This window comes from Mycoplasma sp. 11548, from assembly GCF_055523555.1.
This window is the reverse complement of the sequence record NZ_JBVFVF010000001.1, coordinates 562,227-586,765: the sequence shown is the minus strand read 5'-3', so window position 1 is coordinate 586,765 and position 24,539 is coordinate 562,227. Positions and strand designations below refer to the sequence as shown.

General features: G+C 26.8%; 17 protein-coding genes. 4 read left to right on the top strand and 13 right to left on the bottom strand.

Annotation, left to right across the window (positions count from 1 at the left end; all coding sequences use genetic code 4):
• Positions 1–431 precede the first annotated feature (431 nt).
• Entirely contained in the window at positions 432–6,080 is a 5,649-nt protein-coding gene (locus AC0B4K_RS02420; RefSeq protein WP_465103665.1) for an MGA_1079 family surface serine endopeptidase, read from the bottom strand.
• 97 nt (positions 6,081–6,177) lie between these two features.
• On the opposite strand from AC0B4K_RS02420, the gene ybeY reads away from it, so the two are divergent.
• From ybeY to era, 3 genes are read left to right on the top strand one after another with little or no spacing between them, the layout of a single operon-like run.
• Positions 6,178–6,651 carry an rRNA maturation RNase YbeY gene (gene ybeY, locus AC0B4K_RS02415; RefSeq protein WP_465102335.1) on the top strand — a complete coding sequence of 158 codons (474 nt, stop codon included), beginning with the start codon at positions 6,178–6,180 and terminating at the stop codon, positions 6,649–6,651.
• A 7-nt stretch (positions 6,652–6,658) separates the two neighbouring features.
• Positions 6,659–7,051, top strand: a complete 393-nt coding sequence (gene cdd / locus AC0B4K_RS02410; protein WP_465102334.1) for a cytidine deaminase — start codon at positions 6,659–6,661, stop codon at positions 7,049–7,051.
• Positions 7,051–7,929 (top strand): GTPase Era, encoded by an 879-nt coding sequence (gene era / locus AC0B4K_RS02405; protein ID WP_465103664.1) that lies wholly within the window; start codon positions 7,051–7,053, stop codon positions 7,927–7,929. Before cdd ends, era begins: the two co-directional genes overlap by 1 nt.
• Before the next feature lie 57 nt (positions 7,930–7,986).
• Here the strand turns inward: era and AC0B4K_RS02400 are convergent, their stop codons facing one another.
• From AC0B4K_RS02400 to AC0B4K_RS02370, 7 genes are all read right to left on the bottom strand, one after another.
• Entirely contained in the window at positions 7,987–8,331 is a 345-nt protein-coding gene (locus AC0B4K_RS02400; RefSeq protein WP_465103663.1) for a transposase, read from the bottom strand.
• On the bottom strand, positions 8,332–8,832 hold the full coding sequence (locus AC0B4K_RS02395; protein ID WP_465103662.1) for an IS3 family transposase: 501 nt from the start codon (positions 8,830–8,832) through the stop codon (positions 8,332–8,334).
• 35 nt (positions 8,833–8,867) lie between these two features.
• Positions 8,868–9,380 (bottom strand): transposase, encoded by a 513-nt coding sequence (locus AC0B4K_RS02390; protein WP_465103661.1) that lies wholly within the window; start codon positions 9,378–9,380, stop codon positions 8,868–8,870.
• 101 nt (positions 9,381–9,481) lie between these two features.
• Positions 9,482–11,731 carry a putative immunoglobulin-blocking virulence protein gene (locus AC0B4K_RS02385; protein ID WP_465103660.1) on the bottom strand — a complete coding sequence of 750 codons (2,250 nt, stop codon included), beginning with the start codon at positions 11,729–11,731 and terminating at the stop codon, positions 9,482–9,484.
• Positions 11,732–12,066: 335 nt separating this feature from the next.
• Positions 12,067–12,270, bottom strand: a complete 204-nt coding sequence (locus AC0B4K_RS02380; protein WP_465103659.1) for a hypothetical protein — start codon at positions 12,268–12,270, stop codon at positions 12,067–12,069.
• Between the two features lie 294 nt (positions 12,271–12,564).
• Positions 12,565–13,269 (bottom strand): hypothetical protein, encoded by a 705-nt coding sequence (locus tag AC0B4K_RS02375; protein ID WP_465103658.1) that lies wholly within the window; start codon positions 13,267–13,269, stop codon positions 12,565–12,567.
• A gap of 243 nt (positions 13,270–13,512) precedes the next feature.
• Positions 13,513–15,114: a S8 family serine peptidase gene (locus AC0B4K_RS02370; protein ID WP_465103657.1), complete on the bottom strand. Its 1,602-nt coding sequence runs from the start codon at positions 15,112–15,114 to the stop codon at positions 13,513–13,515.
• 149 nt (positions 15,115–15,263) lie between these two features.
• Between AC0B4K_RS02370 and AC0B4K_RS02365 the strand changes: the two genes are divergently transcribed.
• Complete coding sequence (locus tag AC0B4K_RS02365) at positions 15,264–18,062, top strand: MYPU_1760 family metalloprotease (RefSeq protein ID WP_465103656.1); 2,799 nt, start codon at positions 15,264–15,266, stop codon at positions 18,060–18,062.
• 54 nt (positions 18,063–18,116) lie between these two features.
• On the opposite strand, the gene AC0B4K_RS02360 is transcribed toward AC0B4K_RS02365, so the two are convergent.
• The 5 genes from AC0B4K_RS02360 to trpS form a co-directional block, all read right to left on the bottom strand.
• A complete protein-coding gene (locus AC0B4K_RS02360) occupies positions 18,117–18,905 on the bottom strand; it encodes a hypothetical protein (protein ID WP_465103655.1) in 789 nt (262 codons plus the stop codon).
• A gap of 613 nt (positions 18,906–19,518) precedes the next feature.
• On the bottom strand, positions 19,519–21,051 hold the full coding sequence (locus tag AC0B4K_RS02355; RefSeq protein ID WP_465103654.1) for a transposase family protein: 1,533 nt from the start codon (positions 21,049–21,051) through the stop codon (positions 19,519–19,521).
• A 275-nt stretch (positions 21,052–21,326) separates the two neighbouring features.
• Positions 21,327–21,785 (bottom strand): hypothetical protein, encoded by a 459-nt coding sequence (locus AC0B4K_RS02350; RefSeq protein WP_465103653.1) that lies wholly within the window; start codon positions 21,783–21,785, stop codon positions 21,327–21,329.
• Positions 21,785–23,530 (bottom strand): threonine--tRNA ligase, encoded by a 1,746-nt coding sequence (thrS, locus tag AC0B4K_RS02345; protein ID WP_465103652.1) that lies wholly within the window; start codon positions 23,528–23,530, stop codon positions 21,785–21,787. Before thrS ends, AC0B4K_RS02350 begins: the two co-directional genes overlap by 1 nt.
• Positions 23,517–24,527: a tryptophan--tRNA ligase gene (gene trpS / locus AC0B4K_RS02340; RefSeq protein ID WP_465103651.1), complete on the bottom strand. Its 1,011-nt coding sequence runs from the start codon at positions 24,525–24,527 to the stop codon at positions 23,517–23,519. The genes thrS and trpS overlap by 14 nt, the downstream gene beginning before the upstream one ends.
• Positions 24,528–24,539 lie beyond the last annotated feature (12 nt).

Below are 24,539 nucleotides of genomic sequence, written 5' to 3'. Positions count from 1 at the left end.
ATCATGATTTTTAAGATATAAATCTCAAGATTTGTATATATCATTGCCAGTAATTAATATGCTATTTATAATTAGACAAATCTCTAAATATCTTTATTATGATATCGTTAAAAATATTCTGCGTTAAATTTTTAACAAAAGATTTTTTCTAAAAATTAATACCATTTTAAGAAATCAGGGTTAAAAAATTTTGCAAATTAGCAATTTGCGTTACTTATTCAAAAGTTTTGTAAATTTCGGTATATATAATCAACATTTAAATTCAGAATTTTTTTATAATATTTCACTACCCAAACGTGCCGCTTACTTTGGCAACTTGCATGTTTGGGGAAGTTAGAATCATCCGGAAAAATTTACCAGTTTCTCAAATATAAAAAAAACCTTTCAAGTTTATTTTGCTTTTCCAAAATATTGAAAGGTTTTTAGTTTGTTTAATTACCTTTAACTTCTTGTAAGAATCAAGGCAAATCAACTTCAGCAGGTTTTTTAAGATGTCATCTTAAAATTTGAGCTGCTACTGAATTTGTGTTTTTAATGCTTAAAGCTTCTTGGGCAGGTTTATTAACTCCTAAATAGTTATAAGCAGATGTTTCATAGTTTCAAGCTAATAATTCAGTTAAAGGAACTCCAGAATTAATTGTTGAAATATATGAATTATTTGGTCCTAAAATTCCCGTGCCAGAATTTCCTGAATTAAAGAATGCTTGCACATAACCATTTTGTCTAAATAAACTTATTACACTTGAGCTAGTTTGCGCTCGGTTAACAAAGTATCCAGCTTGTTTTCCATATGGAAAACCGTTAATAGCAAATTGTTTGACATTTGGTCCAAATTGAACTCCATCTTCAGAACCAAAATAGTTCATATCCATATTTGGTAATTTATATCAATTTTCAAATCAAGCAACTAAGTCAAATTTTCCTTCTTTACGAGCCGCTTCAATTAAGGGTTTAATATCTACTGCAAAGACTGTTATGTCAACTTGCATACCACTTGCTTTTTCGTCTTTTTCATTAATTTGATCAACACCTGATCAAATTACTTCAATAGGTACTTCATTAGCAACATTTAAGCCACCTCAATATGAAAATCCATCATCAACATCATTCCCAAAATTATTAGATGCTTTAGTTAAATAATTACTTTTTTGTTTCTTGCCTAAATTCTCGCCTTCAACTTCGCTAAAGTTTGAAATATGTTGCACATGGTTATTAGTTATAGCGTAAAATCTTCCATCTAAAGGATCTTTCGATACCTTAGCTAACATAGTTGCTGAACCACGGTTATAAGCAAAACTACGAGCCCTTACATTATCAACTAGGCCAATTGCTTCTCAAGAACTATGCATATATTCTTGGTCTAGTTTATAACCTTCGTGTAATTTATAACTAACATTTTGGTTTGGATTATATTCATTTGATTTGATTATTTCTTCTGAATTATAGAATAAAATTGGTTGATTTTCTTGAGTATAATCTAACTTTTGGTAGTTAAATTGATTTGTTTCTAAATTACTAAAAGTTTCTTTTTGAAGTGAGTTGGTATATTGTATTGTCACATTAGCCCCAGCTGTATTAATTAAAAAGGCTTTGTTTTTATCAAAAGTACCAAATTTAGAACTATCAAATGTTTCTTTATAAGTAATAGCTTCTTTATATGGATTAGCTACTAATATTTTATATTGATTATCATCAACAGTAACTTTAAAAATAACACCTTTACCAGCTTCATACTTGGCACTTAAAGTATAGTTAAATTGTGGATAATTGCCACCACTTAATTTTGAATATAATTTGGTTTGACGTGAAACTGATAAAGTTTGACCTGAAAATAGTTGCTCAAAGTTAAATTCATAAGGGGTATGTTTATAAGTTTCTTCACCTTCACCACTAATTCTTTTTAACCTATGATCATCTTGAATTAATTGGTTAGCAAATAATGTGACTGTTAACTTTCTTTGAGTTGCATTATTTGCTAACAGAGTTTTTGAGATATATTTTTCAGCTAAAGTTCATGATGCTGAATTAGTTTTAGCATCATAAGTTCATAGCAGATCTTCAAAATATGGTTCAATTTCCCTAGTTCTAGTTATGCTTGAACTTGAGTCAAAAACTGTTTGCAATGTTGTAGTTTTAAAAGTTAAGTTTTCTTTAGTTGTAGTTCCTGATCTAAAACCAGTTATTTTATATCAAGTATTAGCAACGTATGATAAATTAGTTGTTGGATTTGTAACTTTAAACTTAACATAAACTGAATTATTATCACCTGGCTTTACTTCTTCAATGCTAAATTGATCTTTACTAAGAGTAAAGTTTTTATAGGTTTGATTATTTTTTACACTGACATAAGATTTTAAAGAAGTTTTATCTTTACTAATAAATTCTTGTGCCGATAATGAACTAATGTTAGTAATCGTTAAATCATTATAAGTTAAAGCATTTACTATTATTTCAGGATATAAGTTTTCTTTATAATCATTTCTAAGGTTTTTAAGAGTAATAACCTTAGAAGAATTAGTATATCTTTTAGTAGTATCAGTTTTGCTAATAAATCCTAGTTTAAAACTTAGTTCATTTGAATTATTATTTACAACATCATAATAATAAACAAAATAGTTCTTTTGGATTTCAGTTAAATTTATTGAATTACTTTGATCACTTGTATTAGCAATGCTTGCACTAGAAGATCATAAACTTTCTTGTTGCTTACTATTTTCAATTGTCTTATCATCTGATGCACTAGTTTTACTTGGATTTTTAAATTCATTATTTTTTGAACTATCTTCGCTTGTTGCATTAGCCTTTAATTTAAGTAAATAATTAAGTTTATTAGCGGCGTTTTGAGCTACGATATCTTTTGGATCTATAACTGCATAATTTGTATCTTTAGCTACGTTAGCTTTACGTAATTCAAAGTTAGTTGAATTAATTTGATCAATAATACTTTTATGATTTTGATCAATATTAGCAGAACTAAAATCTGATGCAGTGAATCAACTATTAGAATTAGCAGGTTTAATGTCTAAATATGTTAAAGGTTTAAAGTATTTAATTGTTTTAGAGTATTCTGAAAGACTTTGATAATTGACTAAAAATCTGTTGTTAGTTTTATCGACTTGAGTTCCATTTTCTTTAATTCAGAATTTAACTTTTGCACTTCCTCCAACACTAGAATCTACATAGTTTTTAGATTCAGTTAATTCATCAGCATATATTTGGAATTTACCTGCTTTTGGTAATTCGTAATATTCATTAAATGCTTTAACAGCATCTTTAGAATTAACTTGATTATGAGTTTTCTTAGGATCTTTAACCTTTGTTAATTCTAAAATTTTGGAAGCATCCTCTTTAGTCTCTGTTTTAATTAAATTCAATAAATAATTAAAATCATTTTGATCTTGGTTAGTTGATTTATCATTTTTTTCATTTGCTAATTCAACATCAATAATTTGTTCTTTATCACCTTGTTTAACTTTAAATTTAAAAATAGCAACATCTTTATTAGAATCATTAACATGGAAAATATCAGTTTCATTATAGTTAATTCATTCATAATTTACACCATTTGGAACAGTAATAGTAAAAATTTGAGAAATAAATGTTTCTTTAATTTTTGCATGAACTTGTTTAATTTCATCTGGTGTTAAAGCATTTTGATTATTATTGTTATTTACAGTTGGATTAACTAAATTAACAACCGACTTAAGTTCTTTACTTTTTAAACTTTCGATTTTCTCCTTTTCAATATTGAAAATATCAAGAGCAAATCAAGTTAAAATATTAGAAGATCTTTGTGATATGTAAAATCGAAACCTTTCTACAAAATTAGGGTCATCTTGAGGTAATTGTCATGATCCAGGCTCCTTATAGAATTTTTGTTGCTTAAATCATTCACTTGGGGTTATACTTACTCCTTTTAATCATTCTTCTTTAAAAGTAACATTATTTTGAGTTGATAATTTCGAAGTTTTAACAACTTTTTCGTTAACTAAAAATTCCAGTTCTGCTACTACTTTAGAATTTTCATATTTAAAACTTCCTGCCTTAAATCTAAATTTAAAATAGTTATGCAAAATATTATTTTTGGCATTAAAGTTTTCTTTAATGCTAGCTTCATTAGCACTTAAATCACTTTGGTAATAATTTTTTAAATTTTCATAGTTTACAGTAAAAATTTCATCTAAATTAGTGTAATTAAGTAAATTTAATTTAGTATTAAAATCATTCGTAAAAGTATATGTTTTTTCTACATCCGTTACTAGCGATGCTTCGCTTGTGCTTTTAGCTGTATAAACAAAGGTAAGTTGGTTAATATTGCTTTCAACAGTTTTAATTGCTTTTAAAGTTATGATGGCCCCATCTATTTTTGGATTAGCTAAAAAGAGATTTTTGTTTTGTTCAGTAATATTTACACTATATACTTCACTAGCTAAATTATATCTTGTTAAATTCTCAGATAATTGTGGTGTAAGTTTGCTTTCAATATCTGTTTTAAATTGTTGAATTTCAGCACTTGAAGCATTCCCGTTTAAATTACTTTGTGCTTCAGATAAATTATTTAAAATGTTGTTAATAGAATTAATATTTGAAGCTGAATTAACATATACGGCTTTATTAATCAATAAGTTATTTTGTAATAAATTAGATGCTTCTGATAAATATCTATCAAAATCAGATTTATTAGAAGCATTATTGTATTTACTTGTTGCTTTAACTTTATTAGCTTCATTAATTGCAGCTAAAATATCTGTAACTTTATTATTGTATAAATTAGCATTGTTTTTAGTTTCATTAATTAATGATTCAATATTTAAAGTGTCAATATGAGCTACAAATGCATTTTTAAGTCCATTGCTTAAATTATTTAAATTATTAATATTTGTTTTAGCTTGAGTTCTTAAGTTATTTAAATTCTCCTGGTTTTGAGAATTTTTACTAATTTCGTTAGCTTGATTAATAAAAGTATCTAATTGGCTAACCAAGTTAGGATCAGATAATTTAGCATTATTAATAAATTCCCCATTGTAATATGAACTTACTGAATTAATAAAATCATTAGTTGCTGCATCTTTATTAGTTTTAGCTACAAAAGCTTTATAAATAGTTTTTAAACTTAAAGCTTTTGTATTAATAGATGAATATTTATTAATAGACTTTAATAAATTATTATTGGTTTTATAATCATTAACTGCTTCTAAATTTAATAAAGAAGTTTTAACTTCAGAATTAAAAATTGAATTTTCTTGGTTAAAAATCTTAACTATTTCATTAAAATCATTTAAGATTTTTTCACCATTTGCCTTAAAAATTACAAAACTAGTTTCAAGCTCTTGAAGTTTTGGTAATTCATTTGTTAAATTTGTTAAAATTTCTTGGTTGTTTGAACTAATTAAAGTAATACTATTTTGATATTGAGTAAGTAATGAATTATAGTTTTTGTCTAAAACTTTTTCTAAAAAGTTTTGATATTCACTTGCATAATTTTTTGCTTGATAAGCAGAAGAATTACTATTAATAGTTAATAAGGTATTAACAAAGTTCGTTAAGGTGTCAACACTAACTTCTTGCAGGTATGTTTCATTATTTAAGATAGTATCAAATATTGAAATAACACCAGTTGGTAAACTAGCTGCGCTTTGTTTAATAGCATTAATTTTGTCTTGTTTAACACTTAATTCATTTTGTTTTGTAGGTTCATTTGGTTTATTTGGATCGCTTGGACTAGGGTTTGGATTTTGTATTTGATTGTTTTGAGTCTCTTTAAGTTCGCGTATTTTTTCACTTAATTGATCTAATAATGCTTTTTGACTTGTTAAAGCGTTTTTAATATCTGAATTTAAATTATTATAATCATTTAAAGCAGCATTTAATTTAGATTCATCTGTTAGGGCAACACTACCTGGAATTTTAGCTAGAATTTCTGCATGAGTAGTTGTAAAGTTCTTTACACTGCTTTGAATTGGGTCAATTGGATTTGCAGGCTTTTCTGGGTCTTTATTACACGCAATAGCAGCAACAGAACCAAGTGGTAAAGCTATAATATTTGTTAATAATATAAATGTTTTCTTTGTTTTTTTCATATAGTCAATTCCTTTCTTTGTTTGAATTTATATTTTAAAAATAATAAACATTCCAGAAAATGAAATATTTACTATAAATATATTATATAATATATTTGTGAAATCACAACAAACTATAATTAATTTCATAAATAATATTAAAGCACCAACAGTTTTTGAAAATGAGTTATACAAAATTTTAAAAAATTTTATTAATTATTTTAATTTACATGACAAGCAAACAATTATTTTAGATGTCTCGCTTGTTTCACGCAATGAAATTAAAAAATTGAATAAAACATATCGTAATAAAGACTATATTACTGATATCTTATCATTTGATTTCCGCGATCAAGAATTATATGATAAATTGCCATTACTACACTTAGGAGAATTGGTGATTTGTTGAGATCGAGTAAAGCGCCAGGCAATTAAATTTAATCATTCTCTAAAACGAGAATTTTGTTACTTATTTACCCATGGGCTGGTACATTTATTTGGTTATGATCATGAAGAAGAAAACGAAAGAATCGAAATGAACAAAATTGTTGATGCTATATTTAACCCATTAAATATTACACGTGAAGGATAACAATACTATGAACATTGAAAAATTAAGATATTTATTAACTAAATCGTATGCACCATATTCAAATTTCCAAGTAGCCGCTATTGCTATTGATGAATTAGGCAATGAATACCCTGGCGTTAACGTTGAAAATGCTGCTTACCCATCTGGTTTATGTGCTGAGCGCAGTGCCTTATTTGGCTCAGTTGCTTACGGAGCAAAAGTTGGGAGTTTCAAAGAGATACACATTATTTCTAAAAAAGAAGATGAAATAAGTCCTTGTGCTGGGTGTCGCCAAGTAATGAGCGAATTTATGCCGCAAGATGCATTAATCTACCAATATTCGAATGATGGGCAAAAAGTGCGCATAAACAAATTATCTGAATTAGTTCCATTTCCAATTACACCAAAAGATATTAAATAATGAAAATTTGTTTTGCTAGTATTTTGGGAAGGCCAAATGTTGGTAAGAGCAGTTTAGTAAATGCAATTGTTGGCTATGATATTGCAATTGTAACAGATACTGCCCAAACAACAAGGGACCAAATAACTGGTATTTATACTGATGAAGATTTCCAACTTATTTTTACTGATACTCCTGGAATTCATAAAGCCGAAAATAAACTTGGTGAAAGTTTAAATAAATCTGCTTACGAGTCAATTAAAAATGTGGATGTAGTTTTATTTTTAAGCCCAGCTGACGAAAAAATTGGCAAAGGTGATAAATTAATTTTAGAAAAAATTACTAATCAAACGCATAAAATTGCAGTTATTTCTAAAGTCAATAAAATTAAAGGAAATCCAGAATTATTAACATCCAAAATATCTGAATTACAAGCATATAACTTTGATTACATTGTATCTACTGATATAAGTAATAAAAATTCAATAAATTATTTACTTAAATTAATTAAAGATAATTTTGCCTATGAAGATACTTTGCAATATGATCCAGATTACATTACCGATAAATCTATACGTTTTATAGCTAAAGAAATCATAAGGGAAAGTGCCATTAATTTACTGTATGAAGAATTGCCTCATTCAATAGCAGTTGAAGTAACAGAATTTAATGAATCAGATCCTGAACATATTTATATTGATGCATATATTTATGTTAAAAAAGATTCACAAAAAGGTATGGTAATTGGTAAAAATGCGTCTAAAATTAAACAAATAAGCCAAAATGCAAGACATAAAATAGCCCACCAATTGCAAACCAAAGTTACCTTAACATTAAAAGTTAAAGTAGCCAAAAAATGAAATGATAATGAACAACAATTATCAAAATTTGGATATTAAAAGATAACTTAAAAGCCATATGTATTAATATAGTGAACCCATAAAATTGGACTAAAATTAATTTAAGGATTGATGCCTATATCCTAAAGGTGTCAGTCCTTTTAATTTTGTGATAATTCGTTTTTTGTTGTAATAATTTATATACTTGCGCATCGCTTTTTCTAAGTCTTCTAGAGTTTTGAATTCTTTTTCATGACCATAAAACATTTCGTTTTTCATGGTTCCAAAAAATATTTCAATAACACAATTATCATAGCAATTTCCCTTTCGCGACATACTTTGTTTAATACCTCTTTTACTTAATTTGTCGCGATATTGTTTCATTTGATATTGCCATCCCTGGTCAGAATGCAAAATTAAACCATTAAGATTTTTATACTTTTTAAAAGCTTTATTTAGCATTTAATTCACTTGTTCAAAATTAGGACTTTTTGAAATTGTGTATGAAACAACTTCGCGGTTATGCACATCTATAATTGGTGATAAATATAGTTTTCCACTTGCTATTTTGAATTCAGAAACATCAGTGCTTCAAGTTTGATTCAATTTTGTAGTTTTGAAATTTCGCTCATAATAAGTGTTATGATTCTTTTTGTCAACAATCCTTGTAAGGAGTAAGTTATTACAAATTTTTCCAATTTCACCTTTATATGATTTATATTTTGATTTTGGCTGTAAACCAAATAAATTAAGTAATTTCATCAATCTTTTAACCCTTTTATGGTTAATAATATAACCTCTATTTCTTAGTTCTAAACAAATTCTTCGATATCCATAACGGGATTTATTCTCATTAAAAATATTCGTTATTACTTGTTTTAAATCAAAATCTTTATCATTTTTTGAAAAACTTTGAACAATATAAAAGTATGTTGACTTTGCTAATTGAAAAAAGTCTAGCATTAATCTTAATTTATATTTATGCCTTGATTCAAATATTACTTTTGCTTTTTCTTGTTTGGTTGCTCTGTCCTTTGTTGAACCAAGGCTCTCAATTTTTTTAAGAGGTCTACCTCCATTTCAAGCTGGGCATTTCTTTCTTCGAGTTCTTTAATTCTAGATAATGTTTTATCTTGTTTTGGGTTATTATTCTTTGGCATGGTCATTGGCATTTTACCTTTCTTTTTATTTATAAGACCATTATACCCAAATAATTTAAATTTTTTCACTCATGAATTAATTATTCCAGAATTAATTAATAGTTTTGCTTCCAAAGAGCGGATTGATTTACCATTTAATACTTGCTTGATAATTTCTAATTTAAAACTAGGACTGAAGTTTCGTCGTTTATTTCTTTCTGTAAATATTTCTAATCCGTGGAAGTTGTACAAATGCTTTATAAACTGAATTGTACGCATATTTACATTAAAAATTTCGGCAATTTGTTTGCTACTCTTACCAGTTTTATATAGTTTTATAATCTTTAGTTTATCTTCTAATTTTAACTTCATAATAAAAACCCCTAAGTTTTACCAATTGATTTGGACCAACTTGTGGGGTTCACTATATAAATACATATGGCTTTTATTGTTAGTGGTTTACATTGTTTAAATTATTTTGATTTAGTATTATATGGGATTTTCTTATCTTGTTCTTTTTCATACCTAGCATTAAAACCAGCATCTTTTATTGATTTAAATAAACTAGTTTCGCCCTCTTGAACAATAATAACACTATATTCATCAAAAATACCTTCATTATATTTTAATAAATATCTTAGTTCAGCTATTCCATTATAATCTAGCCGCTCATAATTATTTGGTTTTTCTACAACTATCCTAATTTCCTTAGTTGCTTTAGCGTTACTAAAAGTAATTTTAGTTGGTACATTATTAAAATAATCACCGACTAAAATATCACTAAATTGACCTTTATTCATATCTTGAGCAGAAATTGTTCAAATAGATTGATTGTTATAGAGTTTAATTTTGTTTAAATTTCTTTCATTACCGTTTCGATCTTTAAGCTCTAAACCTGCTAAGTTTTTTATGCTTGGTACATTAGAAAAATCAAGACCAAGTGGTCATGATGCAACAAAATTACGACTATTATTATCCTTAAGACTATAAGTTCGATTTAATCCTTGGAAGAATTTTTCATTATTTCTGGTTCAATAAAACATTTTTAAAGCCTTGTTCACTTTATACAAGTCAAATTCACCAGCAATATAAACATCTTCTTCATCAAATGATAAGTTGTCAAATTTAATCACGTCATATGATCTAGTTTTATTAGTATTGTCATTTAGATTTAAATTTTTGACTTTAGTTAAAACAAGCGGGTTGATTGATCAATTTTCAATATTGGATCCAGTGTTTAAGCTTGGGTCAGTGTAAAAGTTTAATTCTTTAATTTCTTTATCTTTTAGCTTCTTCATTACATTTGTATTAGTTGAAGCGAAAAATAATTCTAATAAAGGTAATTTATCAGGTAATGCACCAAAGATTTCATCCATATTTTGATTACGGTTACTTTTACCAATATTTTTAATACGGTAACCAGTTACTTTATATTTAGGATCATTGTTTAACTTGGAAATAAAAGCCTTAGCATTTTGGTATGCATTTTGCTGTGAAACATCTATTTCAATGATAATAGCATATTGATATTGATTATCAACTTGTTTAATAGTTTTATATTTAGTTGCACTAATTCCATCTACATTACCAATTAAACTTCGATATCCATTTGATTCAAGTTCATATTTAATATCTTGAATGCTTCAATTTTTCTGGTAATTTTGTAAACTGAAATAATCTAGCCAGTGTTGCTCAACATCTAGTGTATCAAAATCAAGAATGTTATTTGCATCACTAGTATAATTAGAGTTTTCGTAACTTGGAGTTTGTGTATCTGTATTTGGATTATTTGGTTCTGGATTTTTATCACTTTGTTGTGAGCCTTGGTTTGCTTGTTTTAAACTTATTATTTTTTTATTTAAATTATCAAGAAGCTTAATTTCTGCTTGCAAGTTACTTTTGGTTTCGCTATCTAAGCTATAATATGCATTTACAGCATTTTTAACTTTAGCTTCATCGTCTATTGTAATGTTGTTAGTATTTTTACGTAAGACCTCAGCATGAGCATTTTTATAATTATTCACTTTAGTATTAATATTTTTTTGGCTTTGTTCAACACGTTTTAAATCACTTATTGTATCTTGTAAATTTAATAATATATTATAGTAATAATCTAATTTACTTTTAACGTTATTGCTTAAGGATTGATAATCACTAAGTGCAGAATTTAATCTTGCTTCATCAGCTAGAGAGACATTGCTAACAGTCTTATTCAAAATAACATTATGAATATTTCTAAAATTATTTATTTGGCGATTTTCTAAACTAACTATTTCTTTTAAAAGGGAATCTAAGTGGTTTTTTTGTGATTGCAATTTAGTTTTAACTTCTTTGCTTAAATTACTATACTCATTGATTGCACTTCTTACTTTTTGTGCATCAGCTATGCTAATATTATCAACATTTTTATCTAAAACGGTTTTATGAGCATTTTTATAATTAGTTTCTTCTTGAGTTTGTTGTTGTATGTTAAATAAATTATTATTTATAGTATTATTTAGTAATACATCAACACCTTTTTTAAATTCTGGGTCTTTTAAACTAATTTTAAAAGCTTCTCGCATAGCTTCTTTTTGCTCACTAGTAATAAGGTGTTTTGAATTTGCAAAAAGTTTGTCAAAATATTTTTCGAATTGTTCATCTTCAGGAGAAGAACATGATACTACAGATAAAGTTGTTACACTTGTAAAGGTAGTTAAAAGTATTATTTTTTTTAATTTCATGGTTTGTTTCCTTTATTTAATTTATTATGTTATTTGTCATTAACTTATTATAATATATATATATATATAACTAAAAAGTATAAAAACTTGTAATATTGATTTGACTAGATAAGAATATAAAGCTTAAAAGTTAAAAAAACCTGACTATAATTAGTCTGGTTTATTAATTTAATATTTTATTACGTTGTAATTAGCTACTTAACTATATTTTTGAAAATAAATACTATGATTTGCAAATTTTGATTAAAACCCAAAAAAGTTTTGCATAAAAGATAATACTAATACATTAATTTTAGATAAACAACTAATGAATATTAAACACTAAGGTCTAATGCTTATTTTTTTTCTGCTTGTAATGCTTCGTTAATATCAACTTCAATATTATTTTCTTTAAAAATTCTGTCGTAGAACATTATTACCGCATCTTTCTCATCCTTTTTTAAAGTATCAATTCAAGAATAATCAAGAACTTTCTTTTTCTTTTTGGTGGCAATTTTGTTTGTCTTAGGTGCATTTTTGCTTTGTTTTTTTATAATCATAATTAAATTATATAGTTTTAATTTATTCTTTTAGTTATTTATTAAAATATTTTTCTAATTTTGTGAAATATACTAAATTCTGCTTAAGATGTTAAAATTTAATATTTATTGTATTACCTAAATTTTTTAATTCTTCAGTTTTTTAAATATCATTTAATAATATCTTTCTTTTTAATAAAATATTCGTATGTTAAATCTGGACAGAAAAGTTAACGTGAAAATATCATCGTTTCTGTCCAGATTTATTTTGCTAAATATTTATTTTTTTAATTGTGGTTGTGGTTTATTTTAAAATTAATTATATACAAAGTCAATGTCTAACTCTTCTGCATTTTTAGCAGCTGATTTTGGAACAATTAAAAAATAGGTTTTATATCACTCATCATTTCCAAAAGCACCATGTACTCCTCATTTAAAATCATTAGTGAATAAAAATTTACGAACTTTATCATTATATTCAAAATTTATTACAATTTTTTTATTATTTATATCCAAATTGTAGTCCGAAATATTCCAACCCAATTTTCGGTTATCAGATCAAGCTAATTTAAGACCTAAAAAATTATTTAACATTAATAAATCATGGGACTCAAAATTAATTTTGCTCAATAGTTCTGCATAGTCATTTAAGATAACAGTATCGCTAGTATAATAATTAGGTTGGTTCTTCTTTAATAAGTTGATAAAATCATCTTTGTTTTTAAATAGATAACTATTGCTTTGTATATTTTTTGTTTTTCATTTGGGGAATTTTTTATTATGCAAGTTATCATAAGTTAAGTTATTATAATACTTAAAAACATGATAAAATCCAAAACCAGAACCAGGAGTATAATTATTTATTTCAATATGTTCTAAATAACGTTTATCTTCATCAGCAATCCTATCTTTATCAATCGCAAAAACTTGTGGCGATCCACCTTCTTTTGTAAAAATACTACTATTAGAGTTCCAGAATGCATAATTACGGATTTTAGAATATTCTTCTTGTTTCTTCAAATCATTATAATGTATTAATAAAAGAGTTGTTGGAATACTAAGAATACTTAAAGCCAAAAAACAAAACAAAGTATATTTTCAAAGTTTCCTTTTATTAGTTTTCTTTAACATATGTAATTACAGTCTCCACACTATTTCTAGTAGTTTTAGGTATATAAGCTTCTAGTGTGTATCATCCTGAAAAAGGAACAGTAAATTCAACAACTTCAATATTGTTAAATGAAGAATTTGAGGAATCTATGGTTATACCAATTTCATTTTTAACTTTAAAATCACATCAGTTTTATCATTTGTACCATTGTATAAAAATGCTAGCGAAGCTCTGATTTTATCTCCTTTATTAAAGTAAACTTTTCTAGTGTTAGTAGCAGGGTTATTTCCTTTTTTAGCATTTGGTAAGACAATTAGAGATTGCAATGCATTTTCAATTTTATCATATTGAGGTATACCGAATCCAGTTTCAACTGTATAAAGATTATTAATACCTTTAGGTTTTCTTGAACCTGTAATAAGTGCAGATTTAAAGATAATTGAGTCTGAACCTAAATCAAAATAACTTTTATATTTTTGTTTTAACATAGCAGCTATACTGGTAACTACCGGAGCTGAAAAGCTAGTTCCAGAATTATCGTAGCCATATTCTATACCCTCATAAATTGTTCTATCAGAGAATCAATAGTCTCCGCCAGGCGCGACAACTGATAAGTAGTTTTTGTAATTCGCAACTTGACTATAATCAGCACGCTTTTCAGGATTTGTATTTGAAGTGGCTCCTACAACAATACTATTCTTAGATAGAGCAAGAGCACTCATTTCTTTTTGTCTACGATAACCATTGCCAGATGCAACAACATTTATTAACTCAGGGTTGTTAAAAATTAAATTGTCTAAGTAATTAGACAATCATTTCATGGTATCATCTGGATCATATGGATATCCCCAACTATTATTTACTAAATTAGTATATTTTAGTAAATAATTGAATTCACTTGAAAGGCCATTTCACTTCATATCAGCCTGAACAGATACTACAGTAACTGTTGGATTAATTCCTTTTGTACCAGCTATTAATTCAGAAACTTGGGTGGCATGTCTCGATGATTTTTCACTATAAAATCATACGTCTCTTCACCAAATACCATTTCCATATTTTCTATTTCAATCAAAAGCTTTTGAATGTGTCTCGGCTACCCCTAGTTCTAAAACACCTACATTTAATTTGTTGTTTATAAAACTATTGAAATGTCTTTCGCGTGTCTTTTTAGTTAGTCCTACAAATGAAAATAAATGATCATTATCAGATTCATTTTTAAAATTTACATAGTTGTATCTGCTTTCAGGTATTTGTAAATTTTCTGCACTATTATTATCAAGTTTGCTTTTTTCAAAATCTTCGTATTGAGTCTTTGTATTAAAATTATAAATATTGTTATAAGTAATTTTATTATCAATAAAATAATTAAGAACTTTATTAATTAAAATGTCCTTATTAATATTTTTTAAATAAGCAATGGATAAAACACCTGCAAATTCTTCATATTTAACTGGTATATCGTTACCAACATTTTCCTTTATAAATTTTATAATCTCAGATTGTTGAACATTGTTTAACTTTGTAAATATTTCTAACCTATTTACACCAAAATTTAACAAACGTTGCTCAGATCCGGTGCTTTGAACTTGTAAAAATTGACTTTCCAAATTTATATTTTGTATCTTTAAATCTTCTGTTATAATATTATTTAGACTATTTACAGTATCGATTCCATTTATGGCAACCAATGGAATTGCAGATGCTGCTATAGACGAAATAATAAATATTTTTTTAAGTTTTTTTGTGTACATATATAACTCCTAATTCATTAGGTAATAGCAATTTTTTTTGCCTTAAAAAACTAAGGCATTTTTATTATACCATTTTTTAGTATTTATAATAAAATTATATATTATAAAAGATATTTATAAACAATAAACATATACTACGGGGAAATATCATGAAATTACGTAAATTTTTATTACTGACAACTAACTTAGTTACTATTACCGCTGTTACTGCTGTTTCGTGCAATGCAAAGCAACCTGCTAAAAGAGTATTTAATTTTCAAAATGTTAGTGAAATTACAGTAACTCAAACAAGTGCTGAATTCTCAGTTAAAATAACTAACTTGCAAGCAAATGACCAACTTAATATAAAAATTAATGACACTGTTCATAATTTTACAGTTTCAAGTTTAAATAAACCGGCTGATAATGAATATAAAATTACTATTACTGGTTTAACAAAAGGTACTACATATTTATTAGATACCATCAAGGTAAACAATGACACATTATTTAATGTTAAACGTCCATTTACAACATTAAACGATGTAGTAGCTGCAAACCCGCCTATTGAAAATAGAGAACAAGAAGAGCCAGTAAATCCTAATCCACCAAGAGAAGAAAATACACCTTCTAACCCAGGGACAAAAGAACCAGTAACAGAAGATCCTAAAACTGTCACGAAGCAACCAGAAGCAGAAAAACCCAACAATAGTACTGATAATAAGCCAAGTGGTTCTGATAATTCAGAAAAAGTGGATCAACAACCTACACCCCTACTAAATAGTGGATCTGATGCACAAGAAGGTTCAAAACCAAATGATGATGAATCTGGTAGTAAAACCCAAACTAGTGATAGCGATTCAACTAATACTAATCAAATTGATACTGAAAAAGAAGCAATTAATGAAAATAAACCAACTGGTGATAACACCATTGATAATAATGCATATAAGGGCCAAGAAGAATCGAAGGATCCTTCTGAACCAATACATGAAGCAAAACCACTAGTTCCATTGCATAACTTTTTACCTATTTCAGAAAATGAAGTATTTTTAACTGCTAATATTACTAATGAAGAAAAACAACAATCCTTGGCAAAACTAAATGAAAGTATTTATACAAGCCTTGATAAAGTAGAAGAAAAAATCAGGGGTAAACAACCCTTTCTGGAATATCTTGATCCTGAGACTGAACTTATCTTTCGAGAATATAGTTATACAAATGATGATGGAAAAACATATAATTATCTACTTGGTAAACAAGGTTTGCTAATGTTAGTTCATGAATTTAAACGTAAAATTCCTTATGGTCAAGAAATCAAAGATCTACAGGCACTTATCTTTAATGATTATAAAGCTATTGATGAAAATGCCAATGGATTATACATGCCTGATTCCCGCAGAATCTTCGTGAATGGTTCAGGGGCTCAAAATAAACAATTTGATTTATATGAAATTATTGGTTTTTTAATGCCGACTATCTTCCATGAATACATGCACCACTGAGCAAGTGTTTATGCTGAAATTGGACTAATCGAAGATCCTAAAATAGATGTGAAAAATAAAGTAGCAAAAGACTTAAATAAACGCCAAACAACAGAAATATACTATAATCCTCCACAAAATAATACAAATGATGGACATTCACACGGAGCAAGGCAATTTTGAAATTCATATTTTACTAGTTATTTTTATAGTTTATTAAATTATGATATAGATAAAAAAGGTTATATTAATCCAGAGATATTGAAAAAGTTTGGTATTCCTGATGAAATAAAAGATTATTTACTTTTCAAAAATTTATCTGTAAATGATCTTTGGCGTTTAGCAAATGAATTAGAAACTCCAAATCATTTAAAAAATTATCCAACTTCTGAAACTCCACTATTCTTTTCACCCCGTGGTTCATTTTACACATACACCCCAAGATTAAAATATACCTTTTCCTTAACTGAATTAGTGCCTCGCGAATACACTAAGTATGCTTATGAATCATACTTTTCTATTAATGATCAAAATAAATCATATATGAATGAAGAAACCAAACCAAATTCAGTGAATTGGTTTGGTGCTTGATATTTCAATATAGATTCTAGTGGTTATGTTTCTGGTTCTTTTTCACCATCAGGGAATGCCGAAGATTGATCCCATACTTATTTAAACAATTTTGATTCACCAATCAGGCAAGGTTGATTTCAAAACGGTGAAGGTGTTAATCTTTACGATAATTCTCCTAAGTTTAATGCCACTGCTATGCCTAATTCTATATTTGATATTAATAAATTTAGGCATTTAAATGAGATAAATCAAATCACTGAATTACCAGCTGAAAAAACTAAAAATAGAGCTAATGAATTTTATAAATTATTCTTAGAAACCATGGGATATGGTAAAACAATAAGTCAAATTTATACTTATAGTGAAACCTCAAATAGCGGACAAGGCTTAGAAATAACAAGTACTAGCTACCCTACATTGCTTAGATTTAGTGGTTTTATTGACTCTAGTAAAAAAGTAGATGGTTTAGTTTTAAAAACAAATGATCAGATTTATAACCAGGTTAAATTTGACTATAGCAATGCTTTTAACTTTTTTGGTAAGTCTAATTATGATGAAGGTGCTTCTCTTTATGAAATAGCAGATGATCAAAATTTAAAAATTACAAAAGACCGCCAAACTCAAATTAATAAACGTATTTATCCTGATGATGTTGGATATAGTGCAAATTATTTAAGTTATATAACTAAAGAATTTATTGATGTTAAAGATAATTCAACTATCCATTTATGAATTGATAAGGATAATGATGGTAAAGCAACCAATGATGAATTAATTGATCAAGAAATAACTCTCCCAACCCAAAGAGCAGTAACAACTCAAAGGGCTACTAATGCTACTTATAGCAAATTTGAAAAATTCTTAATTCAAAGTGAAAATAGATTAACTACTTTGAAACAAATTAAGCAATAATAGATATTAAAACATTTGCAATTTTAATTGCAAATGTTTTTTATAGAATCACTATTATTTGTAATATTTTATAAATTCCTCACTGTATCATTTATTGAGTTTTCCGTAATATTCATTCGCTTTTTCAAGGGGCATATTATGGGTAAATTTATTATCAATAAAATAAGTATTTAGCTTAAAATTTTGTTTCTTTGGTAAACTAAAAACTTTTCATGCTTGAGCACTTTTTCTGATGGTATTTACATAACCTGAAAGATTATTAATAAGTAATGTTAATTCTACTGAATCTTCAGTTATAAATGGAGCAGCAAGATAGTAAAATGCACCGCTATGATGAGCATATAAAATATAAAGATCATTATTTTCAAGATGTTGATAAACATTTTCGTAATTTAAAAAAGATTTTTCAAATTCAGATATAATTTCACCCTCTGTAGGTTTATAGTTTTCTAGAGTATGTAAATCTTGATATCTTTTTATAATTAGATTCTCAAATTCATCTTTTGTAGATATTTTAATAAGTTTGCTTGTATCTTGTGTGCCATAAAGTGGGTTAGTTACATGGTTAAAAAACTTAAATTCATATCCATAGCCATTTTTTTCATCAATTTTTTGTTTATAAGAAGATATTGATGGTACATATAAACTATTAACAGAACCTATGGTGTTTAGTTTTGCTCGAACTTGGCCATGAATTTCATACACTTTATTTTCTAACTCAGTTTTAAACCTGTTATGGTCTTCTTGAGTATTGGGTTCAGAATCAATGGATGAACAAGATAAAGAACTAAGAGGAAATACAATGCCACTGGCTCAAATTAATATTTTTTTGATTTTAGTCATTTCTTACTCCTATTTGTTACAAAAATAAACTTGTAACTATTTTTTATTAAATTTTTATACCTTTATATTTATTTAATACATGTACAAGCACTACTTGCAAGCACATAAATTTATTAAATCTCATAAACATAATTTAATTCTTTATGTATAAATAGTTATTAACTATTATTCAAAACTGCTATATTATAATTTTACTATATAAAAGCCTATAATGGTATGTAGAATAACTACTTTTTTGAACTACATTTTTAATTTTTTGCCCAGACTGTTGGGGTTAATCATTTTTTTATTTTTTGATTTATATTATGATGCTTTTGTTACAAAAAAAAGATAACGAAAAAACAAAGAAAAAAAATTTTTTTCTTCTTTGGCAACTAAATTGGAAAATTTATATATTTTTTGATGTTTTTACTGTCTAAAAAATTAAGACATAATTATGCATATTGTTAAATTAACTATAAAATTTCAAAATGAAGCAAAAAGATTTTTAACCCCCCGCCCTTGATTGCAATCAAGGGGGCCTTACTTTTGAAAAAGTAAGCAAAACTTCCAGAAAACACGTGCCCGTGTTTTCTATTTTTATTATTTTCTTTTTTATTAAAAAATATTAAAATTAATATGCATCAATTTTTATTTCATCATTGATGCTTCTGTGTAATGTTCGAAGTATCTCTAAATACTCAGCCATAATCTTATTGGCTTCAAGGTTATTTCCTTGTGCATTCACAGAGACACTATTAAACTTTGAGATGTATAATTCAAGAGTTTTAAAAAATGAGTTTGTTTTCTTATGGATAAATGCTAGTTTTCCAACGGCAGGGATAGAATAATCTAAACCTTTCTCAAGAGCTCACATTTCTGTAAAGCTTAGATATTTTCCATTAGGTTCTTTGGCAAAGTATTTTTTTCCATTATATTTAAAATACAAATTATCATCAGAAGAATGCACTAACACAACATCAGAATTATAAGGAAATATAATCCTTTTGTCATGCATATCAAAAGCTGCAAGGTTTTTACCTTGGTATCTAACAACACCATTTAAAACTTTTCTATTAATCTCTAAATCAACGGCTCAATTGCCGTTTTTCTTTCCTTCTTTTTGAAAGACATTATGTTTAGAAATTATTTTTTTATTCCTCGTGTTGTAATAATTTTGAAATACTTCGTTATTTTGCTTTAAATCATTAATATCTTTATATCCGTTTTCATGAATTAATAATGGGTATTGATCTAATGATGTTCTAAAAGATCTCTCAACGTGAGGTTTATGTTTGGGATTAGATGAACTGAGTACTTCTATTCCTTTTTTATTTAAATCTTTTTCAAAAATTGTTTGTGCGTTTTCGTTTCCCCAAAAAGTTCTTCTTTTATCAGTATAAATTTTCTTTGGAAATCCATATTTCTTAAATACTATTTCTAACAGTCTTTGATATCCTAATGTTGTTTCTTGTTCTTCAAATCATGCTGCTAATAATGTTCCAGTAGCAACATCAATTGCATGATAAAGATAGAATGGTTTATTATTTTTTAAATATGGTTCAAGCTGAGCATCGATTTCAACAATTTCACCAAATTCTAAATTTTTCTTTAGACCCAAAACTTGTCTTTGTTTTTCATTTTGTTTAATTTGTTTATAATATTTTTTTAATAGCAATGTTGTCTCTTGTGAAGTTTTCTTCTTTGATATTTTTGCTATTTTTCTTCCTCTTTTGGTTGTATGTATATTAAATAATCCTAATTGGTTGAATCTTCTTACCAAAGTTTTGTAAGAAATTTTTTGCCTTATAAAAGAACCATATTCTGAATAATAATAACTTTTAAACGAAAGTTGGTTATTTGTTAGAACGCTATTTAAAATAATTTCACATGTTTTTAAATAATCTTTAAACACTAATTCAATTTCTGAATCGGTAACTTTGCAACTTCTTTGTTGATTTTTATTTTTATGACTGATGTCAATTTCTTGATTACTTTTTATTATTTTTTTATATCTTTTTACAGTTGATATACTAAGGTTTGTAATTAAACTAAGTTGAGATAAAGATTTTTCAATATTAGCAGCAATTAATATGAGCGATTGCTGTTTTTTTAGTTCGTAGTTTGTTAAGTTTTTGTACTTATCTATGTTATGTTTGATTCTCATAAATAATTTATACCATATTTTAATTAAATTAGTTCATTTTCGGAGGGATTTATATATGGGCCTAAATAGTTGTCATTGGACACCTATATTATAATTTTACTATATAAAAGCCTATAATGGTAAAAAATAATATATATTAATAGTAAGTTTTACGTAAATTATTTTCTTAATATATAAAGCGGCATCATAGATTACTAAAATTTCATAATATTTATTAAACCTATAAATATTTGTATAAAAAATAATCAACAATTAATTTATTGATTGTTGATTATTTAATTGTTATTTTTACTATATTTTACTCTTAATTTATTAATATTTTCAAAGGTTACTAAATATTTTACAAGGCCAAAGATAAAAATATAAATTGCAAAAACTGTAATAATATCATATTTATATCAAGTTCAAATTAGTATCGGTTCTTTGTCAGTGGGTTTGTATAAGGGCATTCAAAATAATGTCATTGTAAAGCCAATTATAAAAGCAATAATTTGTAAATAAATAACTTTTAATTTATTATAGTAAGCAAGTAGAAAACTGCTTACTAAAAAGCCCGCTGTATACAAAAAACTAACCAGAATACGATAAGGAATTCTTAATTCATAACTAGAATTAAAAATTATTTGTCAAGGAATTAATTTGTCACTTATTAATAAAGTAGCAATTGTCATTAAAAAAAAGGTAACAAAAAATATTTTGTTTCATTGTTTTTGTGGATTTGTTTTTTTTAACATTATTTTTTATTTACCTTTAAATCAGTAATATAACCTATAAATTCATTTAATGGGAGTGTAGTAGAATTATCTTTGCCATATTCTCGATAGGTTACAGTGTTAGATAATCGTTCCTTTTCACCTAAAATAAGTTGGATTTTTGATTTAGAAATTTGTGCTTCTCTAATTTTTTTATTTAAACGTTCCGCAGATAAATTTACTTTTGACCTAAATCCAAGGCTAAAGAGTTTAGTATTAATTAACTTAGCATAGTGAACATCTTCGTCAAAGTTTGTGGCAGGAATTATCGTAATTTGCTTTGGTGCAAGCCAAAATGGTAATACACCTTTAGTTTGTTCTAATAAAATAGCAACAAATCTTTCATAAGTTCCAATTAAGCCACGGTGAATTAATACTGGTGTTTCTTCTTCATTATTTTTATTTATAAAACTCATGGCGAATTTTTTAGGTAATAAAAAGTCTAATTGTAAGGTTGAAACTGTGATTTCATGTCCTAAGGCAGTATAAATTTGAATATCCATTTTAGGACCATAAAAAGCTGCTTCACCTAATTTTGCTTCATATTTTACATTTAATTCATCTAATACATTGCGAAGTTGTGTTTCAGCTTCATTTCACATGGTTTCATCATCATAATACTTATCTTTATTTTCCGGATCTCTTAATGATAAAGAAACATAACTAATTTGGATGTTGAAAGATTCTAAAGTTTCTTTAATAAGTTGATACATTGATTTAAATTCTTCAGAAATTTGGTCTTTTCGTACAAATAAGTGCCCTTCAGTTAACAGCATACCACGCACTCTTTCAAGACCAGTTAAAGCACCTGATTTTTCATAGCGATATAGTTGAGATTGTTCAGAGTAACGAATTGGTAAGTCACGGTATGAACGCTTTTCACTTTTATAACATAAAATATGGTGTGGGCATGTCATCGGGCGAGGAATTAACCTTTCATTTTCAACCACAATAGGTTTAAACATATCATCTTTATAATGAGCTAAATGACCTGAAATTTGGTAAAGTTCTTCTTCTCCAAAATGAGGTGTTAAAACTTCAGTAAAACCATATTCACGATCTTTTTGTAACACTAGGTTTTTAATTTCATTATGAATGTACATTCCATCTTCTAACCAAAAAGGTAAACCTTGTCCACCTAACTTATTAAAGGTAAATAATTTCATTTCTTTACCAATTTTACGGTGATCTCGTTCCTTGCGATCTTTTAAAATTGCTAAAAATTCTTCTAATTCAGCATTTGATTCTCAAGAAGTTCCATAAATTCTAGTTAATTGAATATTATCAGAATTACCACGTCAATATGCTCCAGCTAAATGAAGTAATTTAAAATGTTTAATATGTTTGGTATCTTGAACATGATCTCCAGCACATAAATCTGTGAAAATAACTTCATTATTTTGAGGATCTACTAGTGAATAAAAAGTAATTGTTTTATTTTGCTTTACTAATTCATCATATAATTCTTTTTTGTATGGTTTATTTTCAAAACTATATTCATCAATGCTTACTTGTTTCATAACTAAATTACGTGAAGCAAGTTTTTTCATTAATTTTTCAATTTTAGTTAGTTCTGTATCACTAAGTGGATCAATAAATTCAAAATCATAGTAAAAACCTTCTTCAGTTGCTGGTCCAAATCCCAGTTTTACACCAGGATATAATCTTTCAATAGCAGCAGCTAGTAAATGTGATGTAGTATGGTTTAATTGTTTATTTGCTTTCATCTTCACCTCCGTAAAGTCCTATTTTGTTTTGTAAATTATTTATAGTTTGTTTTGCAATTTTTTGAGCTTTTAAAGCTCCTAATTTAGTAATATGGTTAACTTGTTGTAAATAAATTTGGTATTTGCTTTGAATTTGGCTTAATAAATCTTTAACACTTTGGGCAACTGCTTCTTTAAAGTCTTTGTAATTAGCATCTTTAAATTTCTCTTCAGCGTCTGCTAAAGATAAATCATTAAGTGAAGCATAAATATTTAATAAATTTAAAATACCTGGTTTAGCTTCCGAAATATAGATCTTATTTTCTGAATCAGTAACAGATTTTAAAATTTTATTATAAGCACTTTGGGGATCTTCTAATAAATAAATAGTTGATTTAGTGCCCCTTTCACTTTTTGACATTTTTGCATTTGGGTCAGTTAAAGATTTAATTTTGGCACCAATTTTAGGCAAAATTGCTTGAGGAATTTTTAGGTTTGTTTTGTAATTCTTGTTCAATCTTTGTGCAATATTTCGGGTCAATTCTAAATGCTGAATTTGATCTTCTCCAACTGGTACAACATCAGGATTATACAGTAAGATATCAGCAGCCATTAAAACTGGGTATGTTAATAAACCAGTTGGGATTTTTTCAGTACCATTAGCTTGCTTTAATTTTGAGGCTTGATCTTTGAATTGTGTCATACGCTTTAATTCACCTAAAGTAGTTTCAGAGCTACATAACCATTGCATTTGAGCATGTTCTAAAATTTGTGATTGGTAAAAAATTGCATTTTTTTCATAATCTAGGCCACAAGCTGCATATAAAGCGACTATGGCTTCTCGAGCACCCTTTAATTCATTAGGGTTAACTTTACCAGTTGTTAAAGCATGTAAATCAGCAACAAAGATGTAGGATTCGTACTCATTTTGCAATTTTACAAAGTTTTTAATAGCCCCAATATAGTTACCTAATGTTAGGGATCCAGTTGGCTTAATACCACTTACTAATCGTTTCATAATCCTCCATAT